Here is a 17,548-nt window from a genome sequence, read left to right on the forward strand (position 1 = left end):
AAGTCTGTACAAAATCGTACAGGTTTATTTTGGCATGTCCGAATGAATTACTCAAAATCGTCCATATAATCCTACGGTTTTATGCATTACGCCGCCTTTTGAATGCAAGTACAATAGAATCAGATACAACAATAGGAGGTTATTACTATGAAACAAAAGAAAGCGTTGACAATGGTTTGCGTTTCAATGTTGTCCGTATCTGTATTAGCAGGTTGCGGGGCAGGCAATGACAATCAGAACAGTATGGCATCCACAAAGCCTGCAGAAACTCAGCAGCCGGCAGGAGCTAAGAAATTCGCCAGTATGGAACTGGAAGTTGCTGTATTCCAGGGCGGATATGGCAGGGAGTTCTGGGATGCGGCTGCAGCAAGTTTTATGAAAGAATATCCGGGAACGAAAATCAACATTACGGCAAGCCCGAAAATCGCGGAAGTAATCCGTCCGAAAGTCGTAGCCGGCAATCCCCCGGATTTCTTGTATATATCTGGCGGTGACAACAAGTCTTTAATTGATTCTTTGGTGAAAGATAACGGATTGTTGGATATTTCTAGTGTATTCAATGATAATGCGCTGGATGAAGCGGTCCCGTTAAAGGAAAAGATTCTTCCAGGTATTCTAGAATCTCGTGCCATGGCACCTTACGAAGACGGGAAAATTTACATGGCTCCTTATAACTATGGAGTTATGGGGCTCTGGTACAATAAAACTTTGTTCGATAAAAAAGGCATTAAGACTCCGAAGACGTGGGACGAATTCTTCGCTTTGAACTCCGTAGCTAAAGAAAACGGACGCGCGTTGTTCACTTATCAAGGTATGAGCCCAGGCTATCTTGAAGACATAGTCATTCCTTCCTTGAAAAACGTGGGGGGAGATAAGGTTCTGAAGCAATATTTCGAATTTGATCCAGAGCTATGGAAAACAGATGCAGCTAAGCAAGTGTTCGGCGTTCTTGGCCGGATTGCCAATGAAGACAACGCGCTAATGAAAGGGACAGTGGCTCTGAACCATACCCAATCCCAAACGGAATTCATGCAGGGCAAGGCGATGTTTATCACGAACGGATCTTGGTTTGAAGGTGAAATGAAGGATGCTCCTCGCGAGGAAGGCTTTGAATTTGGTTTCTTGGGTGTGCCGGCATTCAAGTCGGGCGATCCGATGACGGCTCTAAGCACCGTGGAACAAATGATGATTCCTGCAAAAGCAAAAAATCCAGAACTTGCGAAGGAATTCATGAAGTACTTGTACACGAAACCAGTCGTCAAAATGAATGGTGAAAAAGCGGAAGCTGTTATGGCGGTTAAGGGTGCAGCTGATTTGGTGAAGGAGTATATTTCCCCATCTACATACAATGTGTTTAAATCGGTTGATCAGGGCATTGTAGCGGTAAACGGCAGCTTCAAGACGCTAGCGAAAGGCAGCAAGTACAAACCGAATCCTGCGATTTATGGACCAATGGCTTCTGTTATGAACAAGCAAATGACAGTTGAGGGATATACACAAAAGGTTCAAGAAACTTTTACGGATATTCAGAAGGAATTCAAAGAAAACAAAGAATAAGGTCTTACGTGAAATGAAAGGAAGGATTGCTACATGATGACGATGCAGCTCAGGCGCCGATTCTTCTTAGCTTTCTGTCTGCTGCCAGGACTGATTTTATTTAGTTTTTTTAAAGTGTATCCGACCATTCAAGTATTTCATAAATCTTTTTACACATGGACGGGAATCGGAGACACTCCGAAATTTGTTGGATTCAAGAATTTCGTTGATATGTTTCAGGACGAAATCTTTATGAAGTCGCTCCAGCATACGGGCTTTCTTATGTTGGTGGTACCGATCGTCACTTTATTTTTAGCACTCGTGAATGCCTCGATTCTTACAAGAACGAAGCTGAAGGAACGGAATTTATATCGAACGGTTTTCTTTTTCCCGAGCATCCTGTCTTTCGTTGTCATTGCTATCCTCTGGTCGTTCATCTATCATCCAACGATTGGTTTCGTGAATTCCGGTTTGGATTTGCTGGGATTTGGCAAGTACGCCATGGCATGGTTGGGAGATCAACGGACTGTAATGTGGGCGCTCGCTGCAACCTTAATTTGGCAGGCAGCTGGATATTACATGGTTATGTACATGGCAGGGATGGACAGCGTTTCGAGTGAGCTGTACGAAGCAGCCGGCATTGATGGAGCGACATCGATTCAACAGTTTTTCTATATCACCATTCCAATGTTGTGGGAAATCATTCGTGTAACATTAATTTTTAGCTTAAATGGCGTTATCACAGTCAGCTTTGTTGTTGTTACGATTATGACTGGCGGTGGCCCTGACTCACATTCGGAAGTAGTTCTGACTTATATGTATGGGCAAGCGTTCGGCAATTCCAACTTCGGTTACGCTATGGCAATAGGAGTGTTCATATTCCTTGTATCGCTCGTTTTGGCGCTTATTAGCAACAAATTGACGGAACGGGGATCTCACTAAGATGACTGCATGGAGAGAACGAGTATGAAAAAAATGGGAAATACACTTGTCTTCGTAAGAAATTGGCTGCTTCGGATTTTCTTGTTGATCCAAACGGCAGTCGTCGTATATCCGCTAGTATGGAATATACTTGCCTCTTTTAAAACGAACAAAGAAGTCATGGAGAGTCCTTGGACTCTTCCATCTGGATTGCAATGGAGTAACTACGTGAGTGCCTTTACTAAAGCGAAGATTGGTCATTACATGCTGAACTCCGTCTTGGTAGTGACTTTATCCATGGCTGTGCTTATACTGATTGCTGTTCCAACGGCTTATGCGCTTGGTCGAATTCAATTTAAAGGCAGGGCGATAATCAGCAACTTCTATATGGCTGGTTTGTTCATCGGCGGGGTGTACATCATAGTACCTCTGTTCATCCTCATGAATCAGTTTGGTATGTTGGATAATCGGTTATGGCTTAGCATTTTGTATGCAACTGGAAGCCTGCCATTCTCCATCTACCTGCTTACCGGCTTCATGAAGTCGATCCCTCATGAGTATGAACAATCAGCAATGATTGACGGATGCGGCTACTTATCAACCTTAGTACGCATTATTGTTCCGATGGCTACGCCTGGGATCATTACGCTTGTGGTATTTAATTTCTTTAACTACTTGAACGAGTATGTATTGGCGCTAACGCTAGTCTCAAGCGAAGAAAAGAAGACGATTCCGATAGGCTTGGCTAACTTAATGCAAGTCCAGCAGTACGCAACCGACTGGGGAGCGTTGTTTGCAGGTCTTGTGATAGTACTAGTTCCAACCATTGTCATTTACGCGTTATTGCAGAAAAAACTGACGCAGGGTATGATGCTCGGTGGCTTAAAAGGTTAGGTTAACTAACTGGCTAGAGATGGCGTTACATTTCGTAACGCCTATTCGGCTACACCGAATCAGCCGATGGCGGAGAAGCGAGAAAAGTACTGCCAGAAGCCGCCGCCAAAGCAGGTGTGAAGGACGTGGCATTCAACAGCCCTAACATAACGTCGGTTCTGGTGCGTCAAGATTGGCTGGACACGGTAGGATTGAAAGCGGTTACTTCGTTGGTGGTACAAGGAAAGGATTGATCGCCCCCGACTTCCGAAGCATTAAAGTTAAGTTTGACGAGTTCGTTCAGAAGTGCAATCAACAGGGCGGATCGCAAATTGAAAAGCAAGCCAACGAAGAGTGGAAGAAATTCAAGAAAAAATAAGGGCAATAACTTAACTGTTGTCCGTCAGCTTCATACTAACTGGAGGCATTTCCAATGAAACCAAATATATTGTTCATTACAGTCGATCAAATGCGAGGAGACTGCCTAAGTGCGCTCGGTCATCCGATCGTACAGACGCCGAATCTGGACAAACTGGCGGAGGACGGTGTATTGTTTCGTAACGCTTATTCCGCAACACCGACCTGCATTCCGGCGCGGGCTGCGCTCTTAACAGGTATGAGCCAACGCTCTCATGGACGGGTAGGGTACGAGGAGCATGTCCCATGGACATACGAGCATACCCTGCCCAGTGAGCTGGCGCAGGCCGGTTACCACACGCAGTGTGTCGGCAAGATGCACGTGTACCCGACCCGCAACTTGTGCGGCTTTCACAATGTCGTGCTTCACGATGGCTACATGCACTATAACCGGAACGGTCGAACGACACATGTGGAACATTTCAACGAATGTGATGATTATTTGAATTGGATACGAAATACGGAGGCAGGTACCTACGATCTGATGGACAACGGTCTCGACTGTAATGCATCGACGGTTGCGCTGCCGTGGCATCTTCCGGAGCGGCTGCATCCGACGAATTGGGCGGTTACGCAATCGATCGATTTCCTACGGAGACGCGACCCTAGTAAGCCGTTCTTCCTGTGGACGTCCTTCGTGCGTCCGCATCCGCCTTTCGATCCGCCGCAGGCCTACTTCGATATGTACCTCAATGAGGAAATGCCAGATCCGCCGGTAGGCGACTGGGTAGATTTGCAGAGCGCGGAGAACGGATCGGGCCATCCAACGACCGGCAGAGGCAAGCTGCCGAAGAATCGCCTGGATCGGGCAAAGGCGGCTTACTACGCTCTTATTACCCATCTTGACTTTCAGATCGGACGGCTGCTGAATGCACTGAGCGAGTACGGCGTGCTGCGCAATACCGTGGTCGTGTTCACCTCCGATCACGGAGAAATGCTAGGTGACCACCATTTCTTCCGCAAATCACTCGCCTACGAGGGGAGCTCGAAAGTGCCTTTAATCGTTGCCGATTATACGGGACGATTGGGGTTGACATGCGGTACTGAAGAAGCGCGGATAACCGAGCTGCGCGACATCATGCCGACGCTGCTGGATGCGGCCGATGTGGCAGTGCCTGACTCGGTCGAAGGTGAGAGCTTGTTGAAGCTATGCCGTGAAGGTGCGGATGTTGCATGGCGCGAGTACGTGCACGGGGAGCATGTCTATGGCACCCTGTCCCACCACTTCTTGACGAATGGTCGGGAGAAGTACATCTGGTATTCGCAGTCTGGCGAAGAGCAGATGTTCGACCTAACTTTCGACCCGGGGGAGTTGTCCAATAAAGCGGGGGATCCAGTCTGGCAGTTGACCTTAAAAGGGTGGAGAGAGCGGCTTGTTCGCGAACTGGAGGGCCGTGAAGAAGGTTATGTACGCGATGGGGCACTCGTCGTCGGGCAGAAACCGAGAGCGGTGCTCAGTCATCTAAAATAATAAAGGAGCGCCTCATGATGATGGGTTTCCAATACGGGGAACTATGCAGGTATCATACAGATGAACTAAGCTGGCGTCAAACATGAAGAGCATAATTATAACAATAGGGGAAGGAAAGATGTAAAAAATGAGAAGTAAGTACAAGCATAGGTTCAAGTCGGCATTATCATTATTTCTGGCAGCGGCGCTATTGTTGGCGATGGTACCCTCCTTCACGGTGAGGGCAGCGGATACCGAGGTGGAAAATTATACGCAGTCTTTGCAGGGAATAACGACCTATGAGGCAAAAGCCGCTGGTGATCAAGCAAGCCTCGTCGCTGTCAATCAATTATCTGGTTTATTGAGCGGCAATGCGCTACAAATCACCAATAACGGTGCAGAAGCTCGGGTCAAGCTGAAGGACTTCGGTGGCACACCGGAGAACGAGGGCTTAGCCGACGGTATCTATGAGATTACATTCAGAACCGGCGATAAGCTGTATGGAAGTCTTGGATTTCTTGTGAGATATAAGGATGAGTTTAATTACACTGGGCTGACGATTGATAATACGACCAACCAGAACGTATATACTTGGAAGAGTCAGTACAGTGTCCCGACGAATGGCCGTAATAACGACTTGTCATTCACACAACCTATTAAACAGTTACAACCCAATACTTCCTATAAGGTAGAGATTACCTATGAGGGGGCGAAAGTATCTCTCAAATACTTAAAAGAGGGAGATTCGAATTATACAGATCTGGGCACTGTTACTATGACAGCAGCCGGACATTATACCGGACCTGGCGGGCTGGCTATCCGGCTCAATCGGGGGAGCGGATCTGGAGCAGGAGGATCGCAGGTTACGATTGATAACATCATACAGAAGGGATTGAACGGTGAGGTTGTCAACGCTATAGATTTTGATAGCGACTCGACGGTTCCTGCCTACGAAGTCTACACAAATAAGGGAACGACATCTAACCCCAATCTTGCAACTTTATCTTTAACAAGTGTGAACAAGGTGTTAGCTGGCTTTGGCAAAGGTGAGAATGCACATGAGCTTGAATCCGTAAGTGGGGGTCTATTTATCGACAACGCTTCGCCTGAGACTGACAACGGTATCTACACGGTTAAGATCAACGGAAGCACGAATGAATACGGTCTCGTGTTCAACTATAAGGATGAGAACAATTATGCGACCATCCAAAATACCGGTTCCGGATGGATTGCCGGAGGTAAGAAGAATGGAAATCCGGTGTCCGTCGACCTCTCATCCCAAATCAGTCATGTTTCTGTAGCCGAAGCGGTTTACGGCTTGAGTCTGAAATATCAGGGAAATCAGATCGACGAGCTAATCGTTGATGATGTTACCTATAATATCGGGCAGCTTACTGATTTATACAGCGGTAAAGGTAAAGTAGGAATAGTGGCCGGTGCAAATACACGTCTCTATACCGGGGCAATTTACCTTGCATACACCATCACCGCTAAAACACCTGGCGTTGACCCTTCGACCGGAGTCGATAGTCTCCCGTCAGTAGTGGTAGGGGAAGGTCAGGATACTTATAACCAGAGCCTAATTAGTAATGTAAGTTCCATCAAGGATCCCAATGGTAACAATGTAAGCGCGGTCAATGTAAACCAAGCGACCTGGGGTATGGATGGGTATGCTATGGGTCTGATCGGCAGTGACGATTACCGTATTAAGCTGCTTCCATTCGGGGGAGACAAAGTGGATCATGCCGGACTGGCTGATGGCAGCTATGAGATTTCTTTCCGAATTGGTAATTCAGTTCCCAATTCTCTCGGTTTCCTGGCACGATATCTGGATGAGGAGAACTATGCTGGGATTTCCATCGATCAAGGTAAGTGGTCGGGTCATTATAGCACCGGCTCTAGCAGACAAAACCCTGTTATTAATACTGAGCCTGAACACATGCTGCAGGCGAATACCTCCTACAAGCTGAAGATGACCTATAAGGGCACCAGACTTACCTTTGATTATATGAAGGAAGGAGATACAGAATATATCAACCTTGGTGGTTATACCTTAAATTCTTCCGGCTATACCGGAGTCGGTGGATTTGCCATCCGTACGCGAACCAGTGGTCAAATGGTTACCATGGACAATATCATACAGTACGATGCAAGCGGAAAAAGACTTGTTTCCCTGGATTTTAACGCTGGAGTGCTCCCAGCCTATGAGGCTCGTGCAAATAGAGGTAACACGACGAATAACAGTGCTGCCACTCTATCCTTGGTTGAAATCCCCAGGAGTGAGACAGCAGATAGATTTCCACCAAGCAGGGCAAGTAAGCTTGAATCCACAGGCGCCGGCCTTTATATTGATAGCGCTTCGCCTAAGGCAGTAGGTGGTATTTACACCGTCCAACTCTACGGCAGTAAAACAAACTATGGTTTAGTGTTTAATTACGCAGATGTTAACAACTACGCCACAATTCAGTATGATGGTTCCAAATGGGTTGCAGGCGGAATGAATAATGGCGTGAAAGTCTCTATTGATCTGTCCATTCATAACATACCTGCTCCTGTTGCAGGAGAAACACGTACGCTACGGCTAAACAGTTCGGATAGCAGGAACATCCAACTGATCCGGAGCGGCAAGGCTAGCAATGATTATCAAACTTACAACTTAGGAAAGCTTACTGGCATCTACGGCGGCGAAGGACAAGTGGGACTCATCACTGGGGAAGCCATGACTCTTCTAGCTGGAGCTATCCATGTTGTGTATGACCTAGTGGCTGTGAATGTGCCCGAGCCGGAAGCGGGTACTTATATTACGCTTCAGTCAGATCAGATGAAGGTACTAGTGGGCAAGGAGTTCCCTCATATCTACACGTATAAGGATATGGCGAATCATACGATTGCCAATGGTGTTCGTCCCGGAGCGGAGAACACGGGTATGAGCATTGTCACGGAGCTTGGTCAGCCTGCCGTGAACAGCACGACCACTTCTGAACTCAAGTCTTCGACAGGGAACTCTGCAACCTATGAAATTACCGCCACTGGCAGCGGAGTTAAGGCTACCTTTACTGTGGTGCTTACCGTAGAAGGCAAAACTTTGACTATGGAGATTCCAGCTGTGGTGCAAACCACCGGTAAAGTCCGCACCTTCGCGTTTAGTGACCAGAAGATGGTTTCCTTTGCCGGACTAGGTGCGGGTGCAGCAATGGGCCGTGTTAACGGATGGGGACCTGCAAGTGACGTGTTCATTGAGCTGAAAGGTGCAGCCCAGAACGCAACCCACGTTAATGCTACCTATGTATTACTCTATGACAAAGTAGCCAAGAACGTTGCAGCCATTGAGAACAATGCTGAAAACGGGACCAATAAGTATCTACTGACACAAAGGGTAGGTGCAGGTGCAGATGCTTATCTCGCTGTAGCAAACAACGCATGGGCATGGCAGTATTATGATGTCATTAATCCCGAAGGTGAGGAAAAGCCTTACTCTAAGATAATTATCGGCGGAGATGAGAATCATGACGGCGACATTACCTGGCAGGATGCCGGTATCTCTTATCGGGAAATTATGCGAGAGCCGTACGGAAGCGAGAACACCAAGAACGAGTGGATGTACATTGCGATGAACATGTCAAGCCAGACCTCTCAGCCTTTCGTGAGAGTACTGGATCAGGCCAAAGCAATCAGTTATCTGACTGACGGCTTCGGTATGAAAATTATGAACAAGGGCTACCAAGCGGGTGGCCACGATGATTCCCATGGTGACTATAAGTTTGTGGGAATTCAGCAGGGCGGCGCTAAAGACTTTAATTATTTAATTAATGAAGGTCTTAAATATGGGATTAAGAATGGCGTTCATCTTAATGCTACTGAGTTTGCTCTAGACGGATTTACTACTGAACTTGACAACATGGTTCTTGTGGATGGAAATCTGAGAAAGAACTGGAACTGGTTTGATCAAGCTTATCTGGTTGACAAGACCAAGGATGTTACCAGTGGCGCCCTGAAGAAACGATTAGACGACTTTGAACTTGCTGCTCCTAATCTAGATTTTGTCTATGTTGACGTGTACCAAGCCGGTTCCCGTTACAATGCATCCCAGCTTATAAAATATATGAACGCAAACGGTATTACTGTAGGAACGGAAGCATTAGGCGATTTCAACCAGGACATTACATTCGTGCATTGGAATACGGATCTCTACTACGCTGTAGGCGGAACCCAGAGCCAAGTCATGCGATTTGTCATGAATGGACTTGGAGATTTAGGTGCTCCTGACCGTGCGTTACTGGGTGCTCTTATGCCGGGTGTGGCGGATTGGCGCAACACCAATAATTTCAGTGATGCCCAAACTACCTTCTATCGCAATAATCTGCCTACCAAGTATCTTCAGCACTTCGACTTGCTGAGTTGGGATCCGGGCATCGCTGCTACCTTCTCAGACCATGTAAGCACAGTGGTGAAGAAAGAAGGAGGCAGGGATTACCTTACGATTACCAAAGACGGTAAGGCCGTTGCCAGAATTGATGTCACAAGCGTGCGATTGATCGAGAGCTATAGCAGTGGAGGAAATCCTGTCCGGCCTACCAGCGCTGAGATTTTCATTCCTTGGAGTCCCGTGACAGAAGATAAAATCTATGTTTATAACGATGTGAATGCGACAAAAACCTGGGAAGTACCTGACTCCTGGGGCTCGAATGGGACTGCTTATCTATACAAGTTGACCAATTCCGGACGTGCTGAAGAGACACTGATCTCTTATACCGGCGGGAAAATTAAGCTTAACATTAACCTAAGCACTCCTTATATTCTAACTAAAAACAAAGGTGATCAGCCGCACCTATACAATGCTGATGGTACAGCGAAGAGTGATTTACTGCCTGCCCCAACTGGCGATCATGCTTGGGGTGAGGGTGGCCTGATCAAAAATATCGGCTTCACTGACCATAGCTTGGATGGGTGGGACGTCACTGCCACTGAGGGCGAAATCAATAACGTAGCTATCGACTTGACCTTCCCGGGTGAAGATCCACGCGTCTCCATTGCTGGAACTTTCAATGGCTCCATCTCTCAGAAGATCAATGTGGAGTCTGGTAAGACCTACTCATTCTCTGTATGGGCTATGTCACAGGGAATGCGTCCGATTAAGTTGAGCGCGACTGCAGGGGACGTGACTGTGGAAAGCAGCGTAGACACCACCTTAGGCATTCCTATAAAAATTAGGCCTTCTAAGTACACGAATATGGATTACCAGCGTCTGAAGGTCGACATTACCATTCCGGAAGGCGTTGATACGGCTACGCTCAGTTTCTCCACTGTGACAGGAAGTCTGCCGGTGTATCTGGATGATTTTCGAAGCTGGGAATGGCCTGGTACTCCTAATCCGTTGATGGATGGGTATTATTATTATGAGGATTTTGAAAACTTGGATGAAAACTGGGGCCCGTTCATTTCTCAGGTGGGCAGTCAGCCATATATCCATCTGGCCTATAAGAACCCTCAGGGCGGTCAGATTAAGCACTATACTGTGGACACCCTGGACAATAACGGTAATCCCGACACTAAGAATCTTACTTCTTTAAAGGCTCAGCAGTTCGGCTCTTTCGGTACAATTGGCAAAGATTCCGGCATTATGATGCGCACGCTGCCTTCAACACTGAACTTTGAAAAAGGAAAGAACTATGTTGTTGAGTTTGACTATCAAACATACCGTGAACTTCGTGAGGAAGAGAATGGCGCAAAGGTCGGGTGCAATTACCCGCTGACAAGCGCTGTGTATTACGTGGACGTGCGTAGTGCAGATGGAAGTCTCATCGAGACTTATCCCCTTCAGCCTAGCACCTTTGCTGAAAGTGCAACTGGGAAATACAGCTACAATTCCCGTCCAAGCACAGAGCTTATGTCCTTCCCTGTGAACGCTGTTAATGCAGCAGGAATCTTCCTGAGCTTCCGAGCAGACACGGTTAAAGTTAACATCAGCACCATAATGGCGATCGATAACTTCCGAGTCATAGACAAAGATAACGACAATCAGCTAATCACAGCCACAAAGCTGCTGCTTGAGAAGAGCAGATATACCGTAGCCCAGTCCGAGGTGAAATCTGAGGCTGATGCAAGGGCCAAAGCTCAAGGGCTTGTGAACGGATTGCTGGCAAGCGGTATCACGGCTCAAGTCAACACTGTCTCTTATACCGAGGCTGAAGCAGGAACTTCTGCGAATGTGACTGGTACAAACGGAGAGTATATTTTCAAAGTTGACTTAACTAAGGATGATAAGAGCGTCACGACAGCTGAGCTGACCATGACGATTACAGCTAGCAGCTACGTTCGCCCAGATGAACCATCCAATCCGGGTACTAGTAATCCTGACGAGCCAAGCACGAACCCTAATCCGAATCTTGGCGAATCCAAATCCGTTGTCACTGAGCATAGAGATGGTAGCAAGACTATCGAAACTACCACCAAGAACGGTACTGTGATTACTACTGTAACCCCAGCCGACAAGAAAGTCGCTGCAACCGTTACCGGCACTGTCAAAACAGTAGTGAAGGATGGGGCGCTTATGGCGGAGCTTCCTGCTGCTGACATTGATGCATTGGTCAAGGCTGCCAAGGACAGTGGTGTTAAGATAATCACTATCAAATCGTCGGTAACTGATGGAACCGGCGTTACGAAGACTGCTGTCGTAATACCAGCTTCCGCAGCAAAGGAACTATCTAAAGCCGCCGATGTAGCCGTGGAGACTCCATTAGGAACTGTGACAGTAGCCACCTCTGCTCTGAATGGGCTAACCAAGGGTGCAGCTGACATCAGCATCAATTTGCAAAAGAATGCTGATAATGCCTATACCATCGAGGTCAAGTCCGGTGAGCAGGTTGTGTATCAAGTGACCGGAGGGGTTAAAGTAGAGCTAGCAGCTAATAAACTTAACTCTGGTACTGTGGCTATGGCAGTATTGCCAGATGGCACGAAGCGAATCATTCGTAAGTCTGCTATCGTCAATGGCGGCATAATAGCATTGTTGGGTGGATCCGCCTCGATCGTATTGGTTGACAATGTAAAGACTTTCACTGATATACCTGAAAGCAACTGGGCAGCAGGTGGTGTGGATTTTGTCAGTTCTCGCGATCTGTTCAAGGGAGTAGATGTCCATACATTTGCCCCTAAAGCTGTGATGAATCGAGCTATGATGGTTACCGTGCTTAACCGCCTAGAGGGTGAGATTAAGGCAAATGCATCCTCCAACTTCCCTGACGTGAACAGTGGCGCATATTACGCTGATAGTGTGGACTGGGCGGCTGAGAAGGGTATCGTTCTTGGAACAGGAGCCGGCTTTGATCCGCAGGGTGAAATCACCCGTGAATCTATGGCTGCCATGCTCTACCGCTATGCTAACGTACTAGGTTACGACACGAGTGCGAGAGGTGCGATGACAGGCGAGGATATGAGCAACTGGGCAATGGACGCGATGTCCTGGGCCATTGGGGCGGGACTCATGGAGGGAGACCATAATGGTCAACTTAAACCGCGTGATAATGCCACTCGTGCTGAGGTGGCGGTTATTCTTGAACGATTTGTTAAATTTATTGTAAAATCGTAAGCAAATAAGCACAGGCGAATCCCGAATCTATGATGATTCGGGATTTGCTTATTTTAGATCTGAGTCAATAGAACGACTTATGGATATAGACAGGAAGGAGTTTATAGCGTTATTGGAAACCGATGTATTTGTTCTCATACTACCAGCATGTAAAAGTAGCAACATCGAGTTAGGGATTGCACTAGCGGCAAAAAAGAAAATACTCCGTAATCGAATATGAAGGTACAATTGAAAGAGAACGGGAAGTAGAACAGGCATGTATGTAGGGGCTAAACTAGAAAAAGAACTTAAGTTATCCCAAAGACAAACAAAAAATATATTTTGTGATTTATACACAAAATAATATTATTTTTTATTTTCTTATATATAACTATTTTTGCTTTACAATAATTAAAATAAAACATTTTATCGAAAGGAGAACTATTTTGAAACCAAACATTCGTAAGCTGTTTCTAATCTTTTCTCCACTCCTGATTTGTTTGATGATTGGTATCGAAATCGGCACGAAAGTTTTTTTGGTGAAAAATCATCCAGAGTTACTAGCAATTGTTAATCAAAAGAATGAGATTTGCTTTTATAAGACAAATGACTAGATATGTATTTACTCCAGTAATTGATTAATAAATGCTCCTGTGAGGAAATTATTCGAGGCATTACATGCAAAAGTAACATGGCCGTTGGCGAGTTTAGTTTCTATACAATTCTGAAACAACAAAAACGGAGCGCCGCGGCTTTGCGGGCTCCGTTTTCTAATTAATTCTGGAATATCACATGATTGTTGTTTTATTAAAATATTTATTTATATTTTAAAAAGATAACTATTTTCTTAAATTCACGCCTGTTTCAAATCATGATTATTGTCATTTGTATCGTTGTTAGAATGGCCATGTTCATGTGCTAGTTTTTTCATATAGAGCGACCAATAATGAACAAGTTGAAGTCCATCAATCAATTCAACGCCGACTTCTTTTGCATACTTTTGTGCGTTTGAAGTAAATCCACTTGTCGTGATTACAATGCCACCTTTAGCATTCTGTTTGATCATTTGAGAATGGATAATGGCAATCGGATCAAAAGAGATATCCTCTTTATAGCATTTTACTTGAACAAGATAGAGACCGTTACTCCGCTGATGTTCGATGTCTACTCCATAATCCCCTGAACTCTGTGTAACATATGTTGTCCCTCCGTATATTCCCTCTAGAATATCGGCTACAAAATATTCGAAATCGTAAGGATTGTTCTTTATAAAGTTGCTTGTGAAGGTCTGTTTGTTTAAGTCGTCTTCTTTATTATTAAATCGATAGTACAAACCCATAGCAATTGTTTTATACATTTGGTTATTCGTATTAAGTAATTTAGTGGAAAGTGAGCGAAGAGAAACAATTTCTTTTTCTTTCAAATTGTACTTGTATAGAGCGAATCCTATGATCGTAACAATTACAACAAAAGTCAATATGATTTCCATTACAGAACTTCCTCTCCTTTTCTAACAAGTTATTTCCACTTTGAACTCAAGACATACTCTAGCCATACTTTATCGGTGGAGTTGCAAGCTATGCTAGGCCGTTAGCTAGGATCGATTCAGATCATGAAAAAGCAGATGAGATAACCCCTCATCTGCTTTATTAATATCGGAGAAACAGCCAATATCGTCGCCTATCTTTTCCTAAAAAGGGAATAAAGTGTGACAACTCGAATTACTATATTATACTATCAAATATTCATATTGGAGGTTCATTTTGTGAAAAAGCAATCCCTATTCATTATTTTAACTATAAGTTTTATATGGATTTTTGCATTAATCCAACCACTTACTGCGGCAGCCGACGGGAGCAATATTGTTACTATTGAAGATCCAGCTCTAGATAAAGTGATTCGAAAACAACTTAAAAAAGACGGTTCTCCTTTAACACAAGCTGACATGGATAGATTGGTTACATTAGGACCTACAGCTTGGCAAGGAATCACTAAATTAAATGGATTGGAGCACGCGACAAATTTAAGGAATTTATTCTTGGCAGTAAATGAAATTAAAGATATTAGCCCACTCTTGGACTTGAAGAATCTTAGAGTATTAACTCTTAGATACAATAACTTGAGTAATATGGAATTATTGGGGAGAATGAAGCAACTGGAAGTGTTGGATTTAGCTGCGAGCAATATTACTGATATTAGTTTCCTTAAAGGAATTTCACAACTAAAAGAATTAGATTTAAGCGATAATTTAATTTCGGATCTTTCACCTCTACAAGATTTCAAAAAATTAGAACGCTTTACTGCCTATCATAATCAAATTAGTGATATTTCCCCATTGTCGGAACTTCACTCGCTAAGATTTATTGACCTTAAGGAAAATCAGATAGAAGATATAAGTTCATTAAGAAGTATGCTCAATTTAAGCTACTTGGGTGTTGAAGATAATTTGATAACAGATATTAACGCATTAAATGGGCTCATTAATCTAGGTGGTTTAGAATTATCAAATAATCCGATTGAAAATTTAAGTGTAATAAAACAACTCACAAATCTTGAGAATCTAAATTTAGGATCACTCCATTTAAAAGATATTAGCTTTATTGAGAATCTGTCTAATCTTTATCGGCTCGATCTTCATAATAATCAAATCTCTGATATTCATGTTCTTCTAAAGCTTAATAAACTCCGAGCTCTGATTTTAACAAATAATGAAATATCGGACCTTTCACCTTTAAGTGATTCAGATCTATTAAATTCACTGTACTTAGAACACAATAAGATTACAGATATTACACCACTGAGTTATTTGAAACAATTACGGTTTCTAAAACTTAGTCATAACCCAGTTTTAAATTTGGATCCATTAACTAAATTGCCTAAATTAGGCGAACTTTATTTGGATAATAATGGGATAAACTCACTTGATTTTCTAGGAAATCTTGCGCAACTTTTAATACTCACATTAAATGATAATCTGATTAGTAGTCTCAATGGGATTGAAAGTCAAACTAAATTATCTACATTAGAACTACGAAATAATCGTATTACTGATCTAATGCCATTAGAAAAAGTTAATAAATTGCAATCACTTTATTTGGATGGAAATGGTATCTCTGATATATCAGTTTTATCCTCACAATCGGATCTGAGAAGGGTATCTCTTATTAATAATAATATATCGGATATTTCAATTTTAAAAAGTCAAAGTCAACTTTGGGAAATATATTTAGCTAATAATCCTATCAGTGAAGATTCTTTGAATTGGTTAAAGGTTAGACAAAAGAGTGGGGTGGTTACTTCTTATGGTGATCACATATTTGTAGCGATAGATGGTAAAATTCAAGAATATTCGACCGAAGAAGATCCTCAAAATATAAAAGGGTCAATATATGTTCCTATGAGGAAAATATTTGAGGCATTACATGCAAAAGTAACATGGGAGAATGATACTCGTTCTGTTATTGCATCTAAATCAGATTTGTCATTAAAACTTCGGGTAGGTTCTAATGTTGTGGAAATTAATGGAGAAGTAAAGAAATTAGATACAGAAGTTCAAATAATCAACGGAAGTACATTTGTCCCTATTAGACTTGTCAGTGAAGCATTAGGCGCTGAGGTCAAATGGGATGCCTCAAACAAGACAGTTGTAATAACAGCCAATTAATAACAATATTAAAGGAATGATTAGGAACAAATAATGCTTTGTATAATTATGCTTACAAGATTTGAGTTGGAACAAACCGGAAGACATTCAACGAAATGCAGTAAAAAGATTATCTAACTTGAAAAGTGAAGATGTAATTCTTTTTGCTAAACAATCAAGTGATTTGTGTAGTAAACCATGCTGGGATAATGCTGCGATTGTGTTGAGAAATATTGGTTATCCAGGCAATAGAGCTGCATTACCTTATTTAATGGAATGGTTTCAAGACTTAACGTGGTCAGGGGTTAGGCAGTACCAAAAAACAAGTACTATTGGGGAGATTCAACCGGGAGCCAAGGAATACTGATGAACGTGATCCAGATTGGAGACCATTACGTTAACGGTGAACATTAGATCAACAAACTACAAAGCAAGGCTGCTGCGAAATTGATTGGCAGACTCATTAAACTAGTAGGATAGTTTGAAAGTGCTAAGAATAATCAATGATGAACGTTTTTTTAAAGAAAGTAGGTTATTAGCTCATGGCGTTTGCACATCTTATTGTGGAACTACACTGTCTTTACGGGATAGGTGAAAAAGAACATGGTAATTCTGTTCCATCTTTTTGTAAAAACGGAGTCCGAAAGCCAGGGTACCATTGTTTGGCGGAAAATTGTGAGTTCTCAGGGCATGCCCCAGCGCCCCTTGAAATAGCATATTCAGATGAATTGGGAGAAGTGGACCATATGGGGCAACACAAACTACTTGAAGATTAGCGTTGATAAATTAAGCAATTGAGCTGATTAGCTGCGCATGGAGGGTTCTTAATGGACAAAGATATTGTACTATATCATTTTGATGAGTTAATTAAAACGCTAATAACATTGTCTTCTCCTGCTGAAAAACAAAAATACATCATGGGCTTCGGGTGCGTAGGGGACGAGATGATAATTGATTTTGATAGTCATTTCAATGGCATGGGCAATCATTACGTTGAAACAGGAATGCTATCCGATAATGAGATGAAAAAACTCGAAGAGTTTAATAAGTTTCTTGATGAGAAATGTCAGAGCAAAGAGGCTGATTTTTTTACTGATTTTGATGAGTTGAAAAACAATTCAGAATGGGAAGAGATTAGAAA

At 43.6% G+C, this 17,548-nt stretch carries 9 protein-coding genes; 8 read left to right on the top strand and 1 reads right to left on the bottom strand.

Annotated features, from left to right (window positions below):
• The first annotated feature begins 147 nt into the window (after positions 1–147).
• From AC3WRW_RS29300 to AC3WRW_RS29320, 5 genes are all read left to right on the top strand, one after another.
• Complete coding sequence (locus AC3WRW_RS29300) at positions 148–1,557, top strand: carbohydrate ABC transporter substrate-binding protein (RefSeq protein WP_492549745.1); 1,410 nt, start codon at positions 148–150, stop codon at positions 1,555–1,557.
• 33 nt (positions 1,558–1,590) lie between these two features.
• Positions 1,591–2,478, top strand: coding sequence for a carbohydrate ABC transporter permease (locus AC3WRW_RS29305; RefSeq protein WP_492549746.1), 888 nt, complete (start codon positions 1,591–1,593; stop codon positions 2,476–2,478).
• Positions 2,479–2,502: 24 nt separating this feature from the next.
• Positions 2,503–3,351: a carbohydrate ABC transporter permease gene (locus tag AC3WRW_RS29310; RefSeq protein ID WP_492549747.1), complete on the top strand. Its 849-nt coding sequence runs from the start codon at positions 2,503–2,505 to the stop codon at positions 3,349–3,351.
• Positions 3,352–3,763: 412 nt separating this feature from the next.
• Positions 3,764–5,218 carry an arylsulfatase gene (locus AC3WRW_RS29315; RefSeq protein WP_492549748.1) on the top strand — a complete coding sequence of 485 codons (1,455 nt, stop codon included), beginning with the start codon at positions 3,764–3,766 and terminating at the stop codon, positions 5,216–5,218.
• A 127-nt stretch (positions 5,219–5,345) separates the two neighbouring features.
• Positions 5,346–12,785, top strand: coding sequence for an endo-alpha-N-acetylgalactosaminidase family protein (locus AC3WRW_RS29320; protein WP_492549749.1), 7,440 nt, complete (start codon positions 5,346–5,348; stop codon positions 12,783–12,785).
• An 832-nt stretch (positions 12,786–13,617) separates the two neighbouring features.
• On the opposite strand, the gene AC3WRW_RS29325 is transcribed toward AC3WRW_RS29320, so the two are convergent.
• On the bottom strand, positions 13,618–14,187 hold the full coding sequence (locus AC3WRW_RS29325; RefSeq protein WP_492549750.1) for a restriction endonuclease: 570 nt from the start codon (positions 14,185–14,187) through the stop codon (positions 13,618–13,620).
• 342 nt (positions 14,188–14,529) lie between these two features.
• On the opposite strand from AC3WRW_RS29325, the gene AC3WRW_RS29330 reads away from it, so the two are divergent.
• From AC3WRW_RS29330 to AC3WRW_RS29340, 3 genes are all read left to right on the top strand, one after another.
• Entirely contained in the window at positions 14,530–16,428 is a 1,899-nt protein-coding gene (locus tag AC3WRW_RS29330; RefSeq protein WP_492549751.1) for a leucine-rich repeat domain-containing protein, read from the top strand.
• Between the two features lie 61 nt (positions 16,429–16,489).
• Positions 16,490–16,774 carry a hypothetical protein gene (locus AC3WRW_RS29335; RefSeq protein WP_492549752.1) on the top strand — a complete coding sequence of 95 codons (285 nt, stop codon included), beginning with the start codon at positions 16,490–16,492 and terminating at the stop codon, positions 16,772–16,774.
• A gap of 460 nt (positions 16,775–17,234) precedes the next feature.
• A partial coding sequence (locus AC3WRW_RS29340; protein ID WP_492549753.1) for a hypothetical protein occupies positions 17,235–17,548 on the top strand: 314 nt, incomplete at its 3' end.

Source organism: Paenibacillus sp. FW126-R14 (assembly GCF_058789495.1).